At 63.0% G+C, this 2032-nt stretch carries 1 protein-coding gene; it reads right to left on the bottom strand.

Annotated elements, in window-relative coordinates:
* Nucleotides 1-33: 33 nt before the first annotated feature.
* Nucleotides 34-2032, bottom strand: a 1999-nt coding sequence (locus tag BV106_RS30760; protein ID WP_038171330.1) for a molybdopterin-dependent oxidoreductase, incomplete at its 5' end; no start/stop codon positions are given.

The raw sequence follows: 2032 nt of genomic DNA, 5'->3' as shown, positions 1-2032 counted from the left end.
AAAGCTCAGCACTACTTTTCCTGCCCCAGCTCTCTACCCGACCCTCACCGCACAATGCTTGTAGGACGGTTGCCGGCTGTACGGGTCCACCACGCTCAGCGTGAGCTGGTTCACCTGGGGATCATGCATGGGCAGAAACACCTGGCCGGGACGCATGGTGGTGCTGACTCTCGCTTGCGCTGTGATACTGGCGCGCCGGGAGCTGACGGTGACCGTCTGGCCGTCCCGGATCTTCAGCTTAATCGCGTCTTCGGGATGGATGTCCAGCATGAGCGCGGTGGGATGCAGCTTGCGCAAGATGGCTGACTTGCCGGTGCGTGTCTGCGTGTGCCATTGCGCTGACGTGCCTCGACCGGTGAGCAGCACCAGCGGGTACTCGGCATCGGGCGGCTCGGGCACGGCACGCGGGGCTTCGTATACAAACTTCGCCCGACCATCGGGTGTGTAGTATTTGCCGTCCTCAAAGAGCCGACGCTCTTTGCCCGGCTCATCTCCGGGGCGCAGGGGCCACTGCATGCCACCGTGGCTCTCCAGCATGTCATACCCCTCGATGCCGGTGATCTCACAGGGCTGCCCCTTGGTCACCTGCTGCAGGCGCTCAAACACGGCCTCCGGGGAGGTCCAGGAGCGGAAGAGGGAGGCGCAGCCCCAGTATTCGGCGATGAGACGGAAGATGTGAAAATCTGCCAGCGCCTGGCCTGGTGCGCGGCTCACCTTGCGCGAGACCCCGATGCGGCGCTCGGAGTTGATAAAGGTGCCCTCCTTTTCACCCCAGCCCGCGGCGGGCAGCACCAGATGGGCGAGCTGTGCGCTCTCCGTGGTGGCGTACATGTCCTGCACCACAAAGAAGTCGAGCTTCTGTAGCACCTCGCGAATGCGCTTCTGCTGGATCCAGGAGTGCGCGGCATTGGTCGCAATCATCCAGAGGCCCTTGATGCGGCCTTCTTCAATGCCTTGCACGATCTGGTCATACGCCATGCTGGGCTTTTGCGGGATGCGCTCTTCAGGGATGTCCAGGGCGCGGGCCACCTTGGCGCGGTGCTCGGCTTTGGTAAAGTCATGCCCGCCGATGAGGTTGGTCGTGTTGGAAAAAAGGCGGGACCCCATCGCGTTGCACTGCCCGGTGATGGAGTTTGCACCGGTGCCGGGACGGCCAATGTTGCCGGTCATCAGGGCGATGTTGATGATGGCCTGCGCCGTGCGCGTGGCCTCGTGCCCCTGGTTCACCCCCATGGTCCACCAGAAGGAGACGTTCTTCCCGTTCGCGATCGTTTCCGCGAACTTGAGGAACTCCTGCTCGCTGAGCCCTAGCGAAGCGTAGTGCTGCACCGGAGCGTAGTCTTTGAGGAACTCGCAGAAGTCCTCGTAGCCGTTCGTGTGGGCCGCGATGTATTCCGGCTTCACGTGGCCGTGCTTCACCAGCCAGTGAGCCAGGCAGTAGAAGAGGAGCAGGTCAGACTTGGGGAGGATCGGCAGATGCTGGGTGGCGGCCATGGCCGTCTCCGTCTTCCGCGGATCCACCACAATGATTTCGGGCTGGTTCGGATTGGACAGCACCCGCTGCCACATGATGGGGTGGGCGATGCAGGGGTTCGCGCCAATAAACACCAGCACGTCCCCTTGCTCATAGTCCGCATAGGTGTAGGGCGGGGCGTCGAAGCCGAAGCTCTCCTTGTAGGCCGCCACGGCGGTGGCCATGCACTGGCGGGTGTTGCCATCGCCGTGCACCATGCCCATGCCAAACTTGGCCAGGGCACCCAGAAAGGCCATCTCCTCCACCATGATCTGGCCGGTACTGAGGAAGGCCACAGACTCGCGCCCGTGCTGGTCCATGATGGCCTCGAACTTCCGGCAAAAGACCTGCATGGCCGTGTCCCAGTCCACGGCCTCGCCATTCAGCAGGGGAGTGGTGGCGCGATCAGCAGCGTAGAGGGGAGTGAGCGCCTCCCACCCTTTCGGGCACGCCATGCCCAGGTTCACAGGGTACTGCGTGTTGGGCGTGAGATTGATGGCCTGGCCCTTTTCATCCAGG

The organism is Verrucomicrobium sp. BvORR106 (assembly GCF_000739655.1).
GTDB lineage: Bacteria > Verrucomicrobiota > Verrucomicrobiia > Verrucomicrobiales > Verrucomicrobiaceae > Verrucomicrobium.
This window is presented reverse-complemented; position numbering and strand designations above follow the sequence as displayed.